Consider the following 15,951-nt stretch of genomic DNA (forward strand, 5'->3'; position numbering starts at 1 on the left):
GCCCTTTTACAATGAACAGAGTTGAATTCCTGAAAAATAATCCCCCGTTCAATTTGTTGTCTCCGGAAGTACTCGATGACTTTGCGGATCTTTTTACCGAAACTAAATACAGCAAAGACACCTTGATTTATCAGCAAGAAATCACCAAAATGAAAGGTGTTGATGTCATTGTAAAGGGAAGTTACGAATCTTTTTTTTACGATAAGGAGCAGAATAAAAGATTGCCCGAATCACACGGGCCAGGATATTGCTATGGCGGCATCTCCATATTGTTGAATAGAAAGAAATCGTTGCGTACTGTCATTGCTATCAAGGGTACTGTTGTCCTTTCGTTAAAACGTAAATATTTTGCTGGACTTTGTCAGTCTAACGATGCTTTTTTTCAGTATTTCACTGCCGAATATGGGCGTCTAATGTTGAATGACGATTTCGCACATTTTACCAAAGCTCCACCTTCCTTCGAACAAAGCTATATCGCTTCCGAACAACTATATTCGAGAAGAATAGAAAGTGTTGATGCTCAAGATATATTGTATTGTGAAGAAAATACCCCAGCTTGGGAAGCTGCAACGCTAATGGCAAATCACAAAAGAAGTTGTATCATCGTACGTAATGGAGTCGGAAAGGCCGTAGGATATATTACCGATATAACTTTGCGGGACAAAATAGTAGCCCAGCGAGGATTTGATAACAGCATCGCGGCGAAGGAAATAATGGACACACCTGTTGTGACCATCGATAATCAAGCATATGTATACGAAGCGATACTGATGATGTTTCGTTCGAAGACCCGTTATCTTCTCGTGGAGAACAAAGGACTTCTCGATGGTATTATTAGCCGAAACCGTCTACTAAGTGAGCAAGCACAGTCGCCTCTAGTCTTTATTCAATCGGTAAAGCTGGCGTTATCTGTAGATGAGCTTAAGGGAAAGTGGGAGAATGTGCCTCACATGATTAAGCAGCTGATAGGGAGAGGGGTCAATGCAGAGATCGTAAATCAAATTATTACGTCAATAGCAGATACAATCTTGATTAAGATAATAGACAGTGTTATAGCTGAAATAGGCAAGCCACCAGCCAAATTTGTCTTTATGGTTTTAGGTAGTGAAGGACGAAAGGAACAGACCTTAAAAACGGATCAAGATAATGCTATTATCTACGAAGACAAGGCTAATGAGCATAGGGAAGAAGTCAGAGCCTATTTCCTTAAGTTTGCTGATATGGTTTCCGGGCATCTTGATTTTGTTGGGTTTAGCTTTTGTACAGGTGGTTTCATGGCTAAAAATCCCAAATGGACGCATTCTTTGTCGCATTGGAAAAATAATTATGAGCTTTGGCTGCAAGAATCTGTTCCTGAAACGAGTATAAAATTTTCGACTTTTTTTGATTGCCGATATATCTATGGGGATCCGACTATCATGGATGAACTTCATGAGTTCCTAGATGAAAAGTTGAAACAACCCTTAGAAAAACTGTTTTTTCAGATGGCGAAAAATGCGTTGCAGTACCAACCACCGCTGACATCGTTCCTTAAGAATATTCGTACGATAAATGTAGGAGATAGGGAGGTATTTGATATTAAGAAAGCCATGACGCCGATCGTGGATCTTGTCCGTGTGTATGCGCTAAAGCATCGCATTTTCAGTGTAAATACTGGTGAAAGAATTAAGGCACTTCAAAAAATTGGAGTTTTTTCGGAATCCGCTGCGCACGAATTGCTTCATTCCTATTATTACCTAATGGCATTACGCCTGCAAAAACAGGCTAATCATATTATTCAGGATAATTCAGAGTCTAATAACTTTATTGACCCTACTAGTTTAACAAAAATAGAACAGGTGACACTCAAAGAAATCTTCAAAACTATAGAAGGCTTTCAATCTCGTATACGCGTAGAATTTACAAAGGAGCTTTTTTGATATATGGATGAAATGAATGTTCTTTAATATGTCTATATAGCACAATATGATATGAATCAGATTATTGCAACGACTTTTTATTTAGCGAATAAAGTCGCCTTAGTGAGTTGCTAAATGTAGGAATGTCGAGACATTGTTGCAACTCGGTACAGCGACGAGTTTTTGGTGACTTTTTGCGGAAAAAAGTCACTGCCTGCCCGGCATAAGGGCTTCAACATATATTTTTAACTCTAATTGATATTTGAATACTAATTTATAAAAGAAAAAGCTTTCAAATACAATCTGAAAGCTTTTCTAAGTTTTATTCCCACCGCCAAGCGAGTATTCTCATTTTCTTTTGACCTTGCGTCATTTCGATTACTTCGACTTGCGCAGCCTTGTGGTATTCTAAGACCGAAATCAATGGTTTTAAGTGATCTTTACTTGATACTAATGATGTCGTCCATTTGATTTGTTTCTTGTATTTCTGGCTATCGTAAATCAATTTGGTGATAAACGCTTTCTCGCCTCCAGAACACCATAATTCATTGGGATGACCTGCGAAGTTTTGAACTGTCGGTGCTTCAGTACCTTTTTTAAGGTTTTGGAATTTTTTCGTACTCTTCGTCCAGTTGTCTTCTCTTGATTTGAAGAATGGTGGATTAGATATTACAGCATCAAATTTATCTTCTGGAAACATAATGCCGTCCAAGATATTTTCGCGCTCGTCTTGAAAACGCAATTTAATTTTCTTTTTAAGCCAAATGTTCTTGTTGACATTTACCTCACCTTGTTGAATAGATCCGCGATCAATTTCAGTTCCGATAAAGTCCCAATTGTATTCTTGCGCACCAATAATAGGGTAGATGACACTAGATCCTGTTCCGATGTCTAATATTTTGACATCTTTTCCTGTCGGAATTTCGCCGTTGTTTGTTGTTGCTAATAGATCCGCAAGATGGTGTATATAATCCGCTCTTCCTGGTACAGCAGGGCAAAGACTATTCGGCATTATATTCCAATATTTTAATTTGTAATCCGCAATTAAAAGGGCTTTATTTAATTCCAAAACAGATTTTGGATTCGAAAAGTCGATGGTATCTTTTTCATTCAATTGGATGATGTGACTGCTCAATCCTTTGTAGGCTGCTTTGAGCTTTTTCAAATCATATCCATGTAAGTGCTTATTTCTTTTATGCATGTATTATGTATTTTCATTCCAAAGGTACTCTTATTATTAGAAATCAACGTCAAAGCCTTTTCATTTTTCACATCCTTCTCTATTTGGTTAAATAATTAGTAAATTTGCACCTCGCGGATTTTAGTAGGTATGCAGTGTGTTTGTAAGCATTGTAACTAAATACAGCATTATTAAATTCAAAAATTTTAAATCATAATTGTTGATGATTAACATTACACTACCTGACGGCTCAGTACGTCAGTACGAAAAAGGGACAACAGCGATGCAAGTGGCATTGTCTATTTCTGAAGGATTAGCTAGAAATGTCTTAGCTGCCGAAGTAAATGGTGAAGTATGGGATGCTTCTCGTGCAATTGAGCAAGATTCAGCGGTGAAATTGTTGACTTGGAATGACGATAAAGGTAAATCTACCTTTTGGCATTCATCAGCGCACTTATTAGCTGAAGCTCTAGAAGCGCTTTATCCAGGTATCAAATTTGGTATTGGTCCAAATATCGAAACAGGATTCTACTATGATGTAGATTTTGGTGATAGAGAATTCTCATCAGATGACTTCAAACAGATTGAAGACAAGATGTTGGAGTTGGCGAAACAAAAAGAAGTTTTTGATCGCAAAGCAGTTTCCAAAGCTGATGCCATTGCATATTTCACAGAAAAAGGTGATGAGTACAAACTGGATTTGATTAAAGATCTAGAAGACGGCTCTATCACATTCTATACACAAGGAAATTTTACGGATTTGTGCCGTGGTCCACATATTCCAAATACGGGATTTATCAAAGCTATCAAATTAACAAACGTAGCTGGTGCGTATTGGAGAGGTGACGAAAGTCGCAAACAATTGACACGTATTTATGGTGTTACTTTCCCGAAAGCTTCTGAATTAACTGAATACTTGAAATTCATCGAAGAAGCGAAAAAACGTGATCACCGTAAATTGGGTAAAGAGTTAGAACTGTTTGCTTTCTCGGAGAAAGTAGGTGCAGGTCTGCCATTGTGGTTGCCAAAAGGTGCTGCATTACGTCAGAAATTACAAGACTTTTTACAAAAAGCACAGTTGAAAGCAGGTTACGAGCCTGTAATCACACCGCATATTGGTAACAAGAATTTGTATATCACATCGGGTCACTACGAGAAATATGGTGCGGATGCGTTCCAGCCGATTCACACACCTGTGGAAGGGGAAGAATTCTTCTTGAAACCGATGAACTGTCCTCATCACTGTGAGATTTACAAAACAAAACCTCGTTCGTACAAAGATTTGCCCGTTCGTTTTGCGGAGTTCGGTACAGTATATCGTTACGAGCAATCGGGCGAGTTGCATGGATTGACACGCGTTCGTGGGTTTACGCAAGATGATGCGCACTTATTCTGTCGTCCTGATCAAGTAAAAGACGAGTTCAAAAAAGTAATTGATTTAGTATTATACGTTTTTGGCGCGTTAGGTTTCGAAGATTTCACGGCACAGGTGTCGCTAAGAGATCCTGAAAACCGTTCTAAGTATATTGGTTCGGATGAAAATTGGGCATTAGCCGAAAATTCAATCATTGAAGCAGCAGCTGAAAAAGAACTAAAAACTGTTGTAGAATACGGTGAAGCCGCATTTTATGGTCCAAAATTGGATTTCATGGTTAAGGATGCATTGGGACGTAAATGGCAGTTGGGTACAATCCAAGTAGATTACAATTTGCCAGAACGTTTTGAATTAGAATATACGGGTTCGGACAATCAAAAGCACCGTCCAGTGATGATTCACCGTGCGCCATTTGGCTCATTAGAAAGATTCGTTGCGGTATTGATCGAACACTGTGGTGGACAGTTCCCGTTATGGCTTGCGCCTGAGCAATTTATCGTCTTGCCAGTGTCAGAAAAATACGAAGAATATGCTCAAAATCTTTTAGATTCGCTAAATAATTCCGATATTCGCGGTCTGATCGATCTTAGAGACGAGAAGGTAGGACGCAAAATCCGTGACGCCGAAGTTAAAAAATTGCCTTATATGTTGATTGTAGGGGAAAAAGAGATGGAAAGTGGCACAATTTCTGTTCGTAAACACGGGTCAGTGGATTTGGGTTCTATGACAGCGCAAGAATTTAGAGATTTATTAATAAAAGAAATAACCGTTTAAAAATTTAAACATTTGGCATTAAAACGACCTAGTGGTCCAAGACCACCAATGAGAAAGAAAGAACCAGAGCATCGCATAAATGAATTTATACGTGTGCCTGAAGTACGTTTAGTGGGTGATAATGTTGAGCCAGGAGTGTATCCTACGCGTAAGGCATTGGAAATGGCTGATGAGTTGGAGTTAGATTTAGTAGAGATTTCGCCAAATGCTGTGCCGCCTGTTTGTAAAATCGTGGATTATAGTAAATTCATTTACGAACAAAAGAAAAAACAAAAGGAAATCAAAGCGAATGCGAAGCAAACGATTATTAAGGAGATCCGTTTTGGACCTAATACAAGTGAGCATGACTTTGAATTCAAATTAAAACATGCTATGCGTTTCCTAGAGGCAGGTGAAAAAGTACGTGCGTACGTTCACTTCAAAGGTCGTGCTATCGTATTCAAAGAGCAAGGTGAAATCTTGTTGTTGCGTTTCGCGCAAGCGTTAGAAGAGTACGGTAAAGTAGAATTGTTGCCAAAATTGGAAGGTAAACGTATGTTTTTGACATTGGCTCCTAAAGGAATTAAAAAATAAAAAGATATTCTAACAGATTGATATAAAATAATAAGTATTATGCCAAAAGTAAAAACCAATTCCAGCGCTAAGAAACGTTTCAAATTGACTGGAACAGGTAAAATCAAGAGAAAAAGTGCTTTCAAAAGCCACATCTTGACTAAGAAAACTACAAAACAAAAACGTAACTTGACTCACGCAGCATTAGTTTCTGACGCTGATACAGGTAACGTAAAACGCATGTTAGCGATTGGTAAATAATCGTTTTCAGCAAAATTCACAATATTTTATAACCGGGTATTAGGTTGTAAGCTAGTTGAAAAACACAGCGCCTCATACCAAATTTAATTTTTACAAATATGCCACGTTCGGTTAACGCAGTAGCTTCGAGAAGAAGAAGAAAAAGAATTTTGAAATTAGCTAAAGGCTATTTCGGTTCACGTAGCAAAGTATATACTATTGCTAAAAATACAGTAGAAAAAGGTTTACAGTACGCTTACCGCGACCGTAAAACCAAAAAACGCGAGTTTAGAGCTTTATGGATTCAACGTATTAACGCTGGTGCTCGTCAACACGGAATTTCTTATTCGCAGTTGATTGGTAAATTAAATGCTAAAAACATCGGCTTAAACCGTAAGGTATTAGCTGACTTAGCAATGAATAACCCAGATGCTTTCAAAGCAGTTATTGACGCAGTAAAATAATTTAGTTTTTAAACCGCTATCAATTTGTTAGATATAAAAGGAACTCGTAAGAGTTCCTTTTTTTGTTTTATGATACAATTGATTTAACCAAAATATAATCTATAAAATGCTCGGAAAGTGCAGCAATATTCTAAATTTGATGTACTATGAAAAAACCAATATTCCTCCTTGTCCTTCTGACTTTTTTAAGTATTCAAAACAATGTGTTTGCTCAAAAATTGCATAAACTAAATTTTAAGACCATCGCTGAAATGCAGGCTTATTTTACATATGCAAAGGATAAGAAGATCATTAGCGGTCATCGTGGAACGATAGAGTATGGTATGCCAGAGAATTCAATTGTAGCCATGGAAGAAGTGCTAAAGCATACTTACGCAATTTTTGAGGTAGATCCGCGCTTGACAAAGGATAGCATTGCGGTGATGGTGCACGATGCAACATTGGATCGTACTACAACAGGTACAGGAAAGGTAAGTGACTACACCTGGAAAGAATTAAAGAAGCTAAATCTCAAAGACGCCAAGGGCAATGTCACTACGTATAAAATCAACACCTTGGATGAAATGATAAAATGGGCTAAAGGTAAAACGATTTTGAATCTTGACAAAAAAGATCTGCCTTTAGAAACTACTGCCAAAATCATCCGAAAACATAATGCATACAATTGGGTATGGGTCACAGTGCATACTATAGAGCAAGCAAAGTTTTATTTGGATAAGAATCCCAATCAATACTTGTCTATGCACATCAAGAATAAAGCGGCATTGGACAAATTCATTCATTCGGGGTTGCCATTCAATCGCATGATTGTATACATTGGCCCAGAGATTAACGACGCCAATCAAGACATGTACAAATACTTTCTGGACGAAGGAGTGATGTGTATGATTTCTACAGCACCGACTTACGACAAACTTAAAACTCTGGAAGAGAGAGCTCAAAAATACAAAGCTGTATTCGCGGATGGTGCATCTATCCTTGAGTCCGATTTCCCAATTGAGGTTAGTAAGGCTATTAAATAATTAACTATAGTGTCGATTTTGTAATCTTTGTTATTGAAAATTTGATTAATAGAGGCTGATTTTATTGGTATTTTTTCTTAAATCATATAATTCTATTAAAGGTCTATGAATATTTATTAATACTTTAGTAATTAATATATTTTTAGGTAAACGAATAATTATGAGTGAAAAAGAAGAGAGAAAAAAGTTTGGTATAAAAGACATTGCGCGGATCGCTAATGTGTCCATCGCAACAGTGGATCGCGTGCTTAATAATCGAAAGGATGTATCGGAGGCCACAAGACAAAAAATCAAGGATATTATCAAAGAGTATAATTATCAGCCAAACTTGTATGCAAGATCTTTATCTGTAAAAAATAATTTAAGCTTTGCTGTTGTTATTCCACGTACCTCATTAGAAACGGGTTATTGGCAATTGTGTTTGGACGGAATTAATAAAGGAATTTCCGAGTTTAGTTCTTTTGGGATTTTCATTGAAGTCTTCTTTTTTGATCAAGAGGCAGAGCAGACATTTCATGATGCAACAGAGAGATTATTAAGTAAAAAATTTAATGCAGTTATCATCGCTCCAATTTTTATTGAAGAAACGAAGGAATTTGTCAAGGAATGTAAGGCAAGGAATATTCATACGATTTTTATCAACTCAGATATCCCTGGTCATTCGTCCATGGGCTATATAGGTCCCGATTTGTATAGTACAGGTAAGTTAGCCGGTAATTTGACATCTTACCTTGTTAAAGAACACTCTAAAGTTTTGATCTTGAATGTTGCCAAAGGACTCGAAAATTACAAATACCTAAATACTAAGATAGAAGGGTATAGAGATTATTTAAATGAGCTGAACAAAGCATATCAACTTGAAGTAAAAGATATTCCATTCAACAATTACGATGAAATCGAGCCGGAATTACTGCGATTGAATTACGAACTGAGACCTGATGTAGTTTTTGTGACGAATTCACGTGTTTCCATCGTTGCAAAGTTTTTTCACGAACATCAAGAAGTTTCCAAGCCCCACATTATAGGATTTGATTTCTTGAAATCGAATGTTGACTACCTCTCCAAAGGCTATGTCGATTTCTTAATCTGTCAACGTCCAGATAAGCAAGGATACCTAGCATTAAATCACTTGTACCGTTATTTTTTACTGAAAGAGAGTACTAATGAATTCAAGTCTATGCCGATAGATATACTGACCAAAGAAAATTATGCATTTTATGAAAATTAAAAAAAATTTTAATATGTATTTTTTTTTATATAGCTTGCAGTGTATTACATAGAAAGCCTATGAAATGTATTACGAAACAATTTTTTAATCCTAAAAAAAACCTATATTATGAGAAAAAATCTATTGTTAGATCTCATTCATTTACCAAAACAGGGGTGTAAATTATTATTGACAATTTTTACAATCTTGTTTACGGTAACGTTAACAGAAGCAAGTGTAATCGGTATTGAAAACTATCAATCTGTGGTTCGAGGGGTGGTGATAGATTCACTAGGAACTCCTATTACGGGTGCTACGGTTACTATTAAGGGCTCAACTGTCGGAACGCAAACTAATTCAAAGGGCGAATTTAGTTTTCCGAATATCGAGATGACAGCTATCCTTACGGTAACGTACACAGGATACTTACCTCAGGATGTACCAATTAATAATCAATCTATGTTGACAGTTGTGTTGAAAGAAGATCCAAACGAAATCGGGGAAGTGGTGGTCGTTGCTTTTGGTCAACAGAAAAAGGAAACACTAGTTGGTTCCATCACCAATGTTAACCCTAAAGAACTCAAAGGTCCAACCTCTAATTTAACAACAATGCTAGCTGGACGAGTTTCTGGTGTGATAGGATATCAGCGTAGCGGTGAACCAGGACAAGATAACGCATCTTTTTTTATTCGTGGAGTAGGGTCATTTGGAACTGGTAAAGTAGATCCTTTAATTCTATTGAATGGAATGGAAATCTCTGCTAACGAGATGGCACGGATACAACCCGATGATATAGAAGGATTTTCTGTATTAAAAGATGCATCTGCTGCTGCACTTTATGGTGCACGTGGTGCTAATGGTGTGATCTTAGTTACTACCAAAAGTGGTAAAGAAGGGCCTACTAAGATTAATATGAGATTAGAAAATTCTGTCTCATCTAATACTCAAAACTTCAAATTAGCAGATAACCTAGCTTATATGAAATTGTCAAATGAAGCTATTAAGACAAGAGATCCGTTGGGTGATGAGCCCTATAGTCAGACGAAAATTGATATGACTGAATTAAATAGAGATCCCTACTTATTTCCGAATAATGATTGGATGGCTTTGATGATAAAAGATTACACTAACAATACACGTGTGAATGGAAATATCAGTGGTGGAGGTGCTAAGGGGCAATATTATATAGCAGGTACTGCGAATATTGATAATGGTGTGCTTAAAAACATTGAAGGTCAGGGATTTAATAGCAATGTTAAAGCAACAAATTATGAAGCTCGATCGAATGTTAACTTTAAGCTTGCGCCTACTACAGAGGCAATTGTACGTATGCAAGGCCAATTCTATGAATACAATGGACCTATAGGCGGTGGTTCAGCAATATTCAATCAAGTGTTAAAAAGCGATCCTGTATCGTTCCCTGCGTATTTCCCAAGTTCGTATTTTCCAGGAGTTGATCACATATTGTTTGGAAATGCACCATATAATGCTATTCAGGTTGGAGGCGAATCTGTTACCCCAGCGCGCTATGTGAATCCATTAGCGAATTCATTATCTGGCTATCAATTGAATGAACGTTCTTATGTGACTGTGCAAGGTGAAATTAAGCAAAATTTAGATTTCATTACCAAAGGTTTGAATGCTCGCATCATGGGTTATACAAGACGTAATTCGGAGCATTCTCTTTCTAGATCTCAAGATCCATTTTATTACACATCTGTTTTTGATAAAGAATTAGGTTTTGTTGGATTGGAATATTTGAAAGGTACACCAGGTACGCCCTATTTAAGCTATACCCCTGGATCGAAATTAATTAACAAATATAATTATGTGGAAGCAGCGCTAAATTATAACGGAAGTATTAATAAAAGTGATTTTGGTGCGACGTTAATTTATCTTGCGTCTCATTATCAATCAGCAAATGAAGCTTCGCTCCAACTTTCTCTACCGAAACGAAACCAAGGAATTTCAGGACGTGTAACCTACGGATACGATTCTAAATATTTAGCAGAAGTTAATTTTGGTTATAATGGTTCAGAAAGATTTTGGGGAGACAAACAATACGGATTCTTTCCATCAGTGGGTTTAGCATGGAATATTCATAATGAATCCTTCTTTAAACCAGTTACTCCTGTTATAAATAAATTTAAGCTTAGAGGAACATATGGTCTAGTAGGTAACGACCAAATTGGGAATGAGTTAGATCGTTTCTTTTTCTTAGCCAATGTTAATCTGAATACGGGGGGGTATACATTTGGTTATAATTACGATTATACAAAACCTGGTGTAGCCGTAACAAGGTATGAAAATCGCGATATAACATGGGAAACTTCCTATAAATCAAATGTTGCTTTAGAATTAGGTCTTTTTAATAGTTTGAATATAGAAATTGACGCATTTAGAGAGCTCTACAAGAATGTATTGATGACAAGATCATACATACCAGTCGAAATGGGGCTTACAGCTGCAGTGCAAGCGAATGTTGGTGAAAGCCAAAAGCAAGGTGTTGATATGTCTGTAGATTATACAAAGAGCTTTTACAACAATACATGGCTGACCCTACGAGGTAATTTTACGTATGCGTTAAGCAAGTATTTGAAGTATGAAGAGCCAAGCTACAATGCAAATTCTCAATATCTATCCCGAGTGGGTAATTCTATCCATCAATCTTATGGATATATAGCAGAACGATTGTTTATAGATGATTATGAGGTAGCTAACTCACCAACCCAATTTGAAGACTATAAAGGAGGAGATATCAAATACAAAGACATTAATGGTGATGGAATAATTTCTGCTCTAGATAGAGTTCCTATTGGTCAGCCAACGGTTCCTGAAGTTATTTATGGATTTGGCTTCTCTTACGGGATTAAGAATTTGGACATTAATGCTTTCTTCCAAGGATCAGCAAGATCATCACTTTTCATATCACCATCAAGCATCACTCCATTTGTCACATCGACAGTAGGTGGATTGGAAACAAAGAATGGTTTACTTGATGTGATTGCAAATAGCCACTGGTCTGAGGATAATAGGGATATTTATGCATTTTTTCCAAGACTCTCGAATTATCAGGTCACAAACAATAATCAAACCTCCACTTGGTGGATGCGTGATGGCTCATTTATGCGCTTAAAAAGTGTGGAAGTCGGATATAATATCAAGGGGAATTGGCTTAAGAGAATGAAATTGGACAATATAAGATTATATGCTTCAGGTTTAAATTTACTTTCATGGAGCAAATTTAAACTTTGGGATGTTGAAATGGGAGGAAATGGTTTAGGATATCCAATTCAACGGGTATATAATTTTGGTATGAGTATAGGTCTTTAATTTTTGAAAAATGAATGCGAATAACAAATATATAAAAATAACACTTGCAACTATTTTATTGTCAATAACAGGATTAAGTAGCTGCAGGAATTATCTGGACGTAATTCCTGATAATATTCCAACCTTAGATCACGCTTTTTCTAGTCGACAGGAGGCAGAAAAATTCATTCATAAATGTTACTCCTATACTTTTTCTAGGACTGGAACAGGTAATGCACAAGCAAATATTTCATTTTTGGGTGGGGATGAAATGTGGACTTATTTTGGTCAAAACTATGCAATAGAATCGCCTTGGAAAATAGCTAGAGGAGAGCAAAATATTATTGATCCATTGGTTAGTTTTTGGGATGGACGCAATCATGCTGTCAATTTTTGGCAAGCTATACGTGAATGTAATATTTTTCTTGATTATGTTGAAACAAAGCATGCGGTTCCAGATTTAGATGATGTTGAACGTGAGCGTTGGATTGGTGAAATCAAATTTCTTAAAGCATATTTTCATTTCTGTCTAATGCGTATGTATGGTCCAATTCCGATTATGGATATGGCTATACCGATTTCAGCTACACCTGAAGAAGTACGTGTAAAAAGACAACCTGTTGATGAAGTTGCAGTCTTTATTTCTAATTTGTTGGATGAGGCAGCAGTTGGACTACCAGATGCCATCACCAATTTATCAACTGAAGCAGGACGAGTAAGTAAAACTGCAGCAATGATGCTGAAAACAAAATTATGGGTGACAGTAGCAAGTCCTTTGTTTAATGGAAATCCTGATTATGCAAGTTTTAAAGATAGAGATGGTGTACAGTTATTTAATCCTTCTTATGATCAATCCAAATGGGAACGTGCTTACGAGGCTGGTAAAGAAGCTATAGAAGTAGCTGAACGCAGCAATCACAAATTGTATTATTTTAATAACTTCTCGCTTCGTTTGTCAGATTCGACTACTTATCAAATGAATGTCCGTGGTGCAGTAACAGAAAAGTGGAATGAGGAATTAATTTGGGGCATAAATAATCATCAAGAAACGAATATTTATGACGTCCAAAATTCAAATATGGCGGGTAAAATCAATCACAGTGCTACTGCTACGTACACTCCAGATTGGAGTTCTTATTTATCCGTGACGTTGAGGATGGCAGAATTATTCTATTCTGATAATGGCGTGCCGTTAGAAGAAGATATAAATTTTGATTACCAAGGTCGTTACGATTTGCAGACAGCTACTGTTGCGGATCGTTTTAATCTTGTAGTAGGACATAAAGGTCCAAAATTACATTTCAACAGAGAAAATAGATTTTATGGTTCAGTTGCTTTCGATGGCGCAAAATGGTTTATGCGAAATACGGGAAATTCCGATGAACAAAATACATTCTATGTCAAAGGTAAAAATGGTGAAGTAGGAGGTAAAGGATATGGTGACTCGTATAATGTGACAGGCTATTGGGCAAAAAAACTCGTGAATTGGAATTATGTGATGATAGGTACGAATCCTGGAGCTAAGTATACTACCGAAAAATATCCAAAACCAGAAATGCGGTTGGCTGATTTGTATTTGTTGTTTGCAGAAGCCGCGAATGAAACAGATAGAAGACAGGAGGCTATTCAATATTTGGATAAAATTCGTGAGCGTGCAGGGTTATCTGGTGTAATTAGTTCATGGACAAATTATTCAAAGAATCCAAATAAACCAACTACAAAAGAAGGCTTAAGATCTATTATAATGCAAGAAAGAGGAATTGAACTGGCTTTTGAAGGACATCGTATATGGGATTTACGCAGATGGAAAACAGCCGAGCTACTTCAAAACCAGCCAATTCGCGGATGGTATACAGACGGAAGAACGGATACAGAATACTGGCGCATTATTAATTTATATAACATACAATTTGTCGCACCAAGAGATTACTTCTGGCCAATTCGTGAAAATAATTTGTTAGTCAATCCAAATTTGGTTCAAAATCCAGGATGGTAATAATAATTGTAACACTATGAAAAAGATATTTAACACATTCATACTAGCAATAAGTATTGCGTTTAGTAATTCGTGTACTGAAGAAAAACACATATCCTATGAAGGCGGTCTTGCAATAGAAGGTAAAGTCTCCAATATTCAGATAGAACCAACAGCTGGAGGAGGAATCTTAACTTACAGTTTGCCTTCTGACCAATCATTATCCTATGTGCTGGCTGAAGTCGAAATGCCAGATGGTTCTAAGCGAGAATTCGTTTCTTCCAAATATATCAATACGATTGAGATTATAGGATTGGCAAAGGAGCAAGTTCACAAAGTAAATGTATATGCTGTAAGCAGAGGTAATGTTAAGTCAGAGCCAACAACAATGAATTTAACTCCATTGACTCCTCCTTATTTAAAAGTATTTGAGAGTCTATCAATTGAGCCTGATTTTGGGGGCGTAAAAATCAGATGGAATAATGATAGTGAAGCTAATTTGGGGGCTATATTATTGGCTAATGACAGCTTGGGAGAATTTGGTCAATATAATTCCATTTATTCTAATGCGAAAAGTTTGACACATTCATTCAGAGGAATGAAGACTGAAGAAAATTATTTTGGATTATTTGTCAAAGATAGATGGGGCAATACTTCAGATACATTGTATAAACACCTCACGCCATTATACGAAAGTTTGCTAGATCGCAGTAAATTCAAAAAGGTAGAGCTTCCAGGAGATGCTATATTATTTCCATTATCAGAGCCTACTGTACGTTTTGAGTTTTTGTGGGATAATATCTATATGCGTACTTGGGCAGAAGGTTTTACCTACAAAACTATGACGACTAATGATACACGTGATTTCCCTTTACATATTACTATGGATTTGGGAGTAAATGCAAAGGTTACAAGAATGCGGTTGATGCATTACTACAAATTTGAGAATAGAGCTGTAAAAGCCTTTGAAATTTGGGGACATCCAGGTCCACCGCCTGTAGATGGTAGTTGGGACGGTTGGATTAAATTAGGAGAGTACGAACAATTTAAACCTTCAGGTATCACTGCAGCAGGCTCAGCAGCAAGTGTTGTAACGGAAGCAGATAAGAAATTCTGGGAAGGTGGAGACAATCTTAACTTAGACAGTGAACCCACTGTTCGTTATATACGAATAAAAGGTCTTAAAAATTGGTCAAATAGCAAGAACATGAGTTTTGCTGAGGTAATGTTCTGGGGTAGTGAAATTTAAGATACATTCTATGAAAAAAATATTTGTAACAATTATTGGCTGTATGTTTTTATCGACATTTTACAATTGTACGAAAAATGGAGATATTTCAAAATACATTGCCGCTGGAGAAACTCAATACGCTGCAAAACCTGAAAATTTGGTCGCTTTATCGGGAGACAATCGTATCATGTTAAGATGGAATATTCTTTCGGATCCCAATATTGTAAAAGCAAGAGTTTATTGGCGAAACAAGTCTGATTCTGTAGATGTATCCATATCTCGAAAACCTGGCATTGATACGATAGAGACAGTCATACCTCTTGCAGAGGGAGTTTATAGTTTTGATGTTGTTCATTTTCATGATAATGGTGTTAAATCATTGTCAAGCAATGTAAGTGGTAGATCTTATGGTGATTTTTATAAATCAACTTTGTTTAATAGAATCATTACTAATGTAGCATTTACACCATCTAATCAAGGTGTAGCTATTACTTGGGGACCTTCGCCCAATACATCTATTGGTACACAATTATACTATATTACAACTGCGGCTACAGGAAACCTACCGAGATACCCGATTGCGCTACCTACAGTGTCATCTTCATCCTATACTCGTGTTGAAAACAATATTAACATGGAATATAGAACAATGTATAAGCCTGATACAGCTGCAATTGACACATTCTATGCCCCTGTACAATTAATACCTATAAAATACTGA

12 protein-coding genes are annotated in these 15,951 nt (G+C 36.7%); 11 read left to right on the forward strand and 1 reads right to left on the reverse strand.

The annotated features are described in order from the left end of the window. The first annotated feature begins 11 nt into the window (after nt 1-11). A complete protein-coding gene (locus GOQ16_RS03155) occupies nt 12-1,919 on the forward strand; it encodes a DUF294 nucleotidyltransferase-like domain-containing protein (RefSeq protein ID WP_160067796.1) in 1,908 nt (635 codons plus the stop codon). A gap of 301 nt (nt 1,920-2,220) precedes the next feature. On the opposite strand, the gene rlmF is transcribed toward GOQ16_RS03155, so the two are convergent. Continuing rightward, nucleotides 2,221-3,099 carry a 23S rRNA (adenine(1618)-N(6))-methyltransferase RlmF gene (rlmF, locus tag GOQ16_RS03160; RefSeq protein WP_160067817.1) on the reverse strand — a complete coding sequence of 293 codons (879 nt, stop codon included), beginning with the start codon at nt 3,097-3,099 and terminating at the stop codon, nt 2,221-2,223. Nucleotides 3,100-3,301: 202 nt separating this feature from the next. Here rlmF and thrS point away from each other — a divergent pair, with 202 nt between their 5' ends. From thrS to GOQ16_RS03210, 10 genes are all read left to right on the forward strand, one after another. Beyond that, nucleotides 3,302-5,227: a threonine--tRNA ligase gene (gene thrS / locus GOQ16_RS03165; RefSeq protein ID WP_160067819.1), complete on the forward strand. Its 1,926-nt coding sequence runs from the start codon at nt 3,302-3,304 to the stop codon at nt 5,225-5,227. 48 nt (nt 5,228-5,275) lie between these two features. After that, nucleotides 5,276-5,800 carry a translation initiation factor IF-3 gene (infC, locus tag GOQ16_RS03170; RefSeq protein WP_438865724.1) on the forward strand — a complete coding sequence of 175 codons (525 nt, stop codon included), beginning with the start codon at nt 5,276-5,278 and terminating at the stop codon, nt 5,798-5,800. A 39-nt stretch (nt 5,801-5,839) separates the two neighbouring features. Continuing rightward, nucleotides 5,840-6,040 (forward strand): 50S ribosomal protein L35, encoded by a 201-nt coding sequence (rpmI, locus tag GOQ16_RS03175; RefSeq protein WP_149915053.1) that lies wholly within the window; start codon nt 5,840-5,842, stop codon nt 6,038-6,040. A 98-nt stretch (nt 6,041-6,138) separates the two neighbouring features. Then, nucleotides 6,139-6,483, forward strand: a complete 345-nt coding sequence (rplT, locus tag GOQ16_RS03180; RefSeq protein ID WP_149915052.1) for a 50S ribosomal protein L20 — start codon at nt 6,139-6,141, stop codon at nt 6,481-6,483. A 146-nt stretch (nt 6,484-6,629) separates the two neighbouring features. After that, the gene (locus tag GOQ16_RS03185) at nt 6,630-7,505 is read left to right on the forward strand and encodes a glycerophosphodiester phosphodiesterase family protein (protein WP_160067823.1); all 876 of its coding nucleotides are present in this window, start codon (nt 6,630-6,632) and stop codon (nt 7,503-7,505) included. 160 nt (nt 7,506-7,665) lie between these two features. After that, nucleotides 7,666-8,733 (forward strand): LacI family DNA-binding transcriptional regulator, encoded by a 1,068-nt coding sequence (locus tag GOQ16_RS03190; protein WP_160067825.1) that lies wholly within the window; start codon nt 7,666-7,668, stop codon nt 8,731-8,733. A 108-nt stretch (nt 8,734-8,841) separates the two neighbouring features. Next, nucleotides 8,842-12,045 carry a SusC/RagA family TonB-linked outer membrane protein gene (locus GOQ16_RS03195; RefSeq protein WP_160067827.1) on the forward strand — a complete coding sequence of 1,068 codons (3,204 nt, stop codon included), beginning with the start codon at nt 8,842-8,844 and terminating at the stop codon, nt 12,043-12,045. Between the two features lie 10 nt (nt 12,046-12,055). After that, a complete protein-coding gene (locus GOQ16_RS03200) occupies nt 12,056-14,020 on the forward strand; it encodes a RagB/SusD family nutrient uptake outer membrane protein (RefSeq protein ID WP_160067829.1) in 1,965 nt (654 codons plus the stop codon). A 16-nt stretch (nt 14,021-14,036) separates the two neighbouring features. Next, the gene (locus GOQ16_RS03205) at nt 14,037-15,248 is read left to right on the forward strand and encodes a DUF5126 domain-containing protein (protein WP_160067831.1); all 1,212 of its coding nucleotides are present in this window, start codon (nt 14,037-14,039) and stop codon (nt 15,246-15,248) included. A 10-nt stretch (nt 15,249-15,258) separates the two neighbouring features. Next, nucleotides 15,259-15,951 (forward strand): DUF4998 domain-containing protein, encoded by a 693-nt coding sequence (locus GOQ16_RS03210; protein ID WP_160067833.1) that lies wholly within the window; start codon nt 15,259-15,261, stop codon nt 15,949-15,951.

Source organism: Sphingobacterium bovisgrunnientis (assembly GCF_009829085.1).
GTDB lineage: Bacteria > Bacteroidota > Bacteroidia > Sphingobacteriales > Sphingobacteriaceae > Sphingobacterium > Sphingobacterium bovisgrunnientis.